General features: G+C 48.0%; 1 protein-coding gene. It reads left to right on the plus strand.

Annotated elements, in window-relative coordinates:
• On the plus strand, nt 1-263 hold a 263-nt coding region (locus tag BGK49_RS18700), incomplete at its 5' end, for an IS1 family transposase (protein WP_069375811.1).
• Nucleotides 264-377: the final 114 nt, after the last annotated feature.

The following is a 377-nucleotide window of genomic DNA, read 5'->3' on the forward strand; positions in this document are numbered from 1 at the left end:
CCACACTGGAGCGTCTTCTGAGCCTGCTGTCGGCCTTTGAGGTCGTGGTATGGATGACGGATGGCTGGCCGCAGTATGAATCACGCCTGAAGGGAAAGCTGCACGTTATCAGCAAGCGTTACACTCAGCGCATTGAGCGACATAATCTGAATCTGAGACAACATCTGGCAAGGCTGGGACGGAAGTCACTGTCGTTCTCAAAATCGGTGGAGCTGCATGACAAGGTCATCGGGCATTATCTGAACATAAAACACTATCAGTAAGTTGGAGTCATTACCGCTTCGGCTTTGAACTCTTTAGAGTAACGTTGGTTTTTTTCTGCTCATTATTAGCTCCTTCTGATGCCATTCTATTTCAGGAAGGAGTGTCCGTTAAAC

The organism is Shigella sp. FC1544, assembly GCF_001722145.1.
Taxonomy (GTDB): domain Bacteria; phylum Pseudomonadota; class Gammaproteobacteria; order Enterobacterales; family Enterobacteriaceae; genus Escherichia; species Escherichia coli.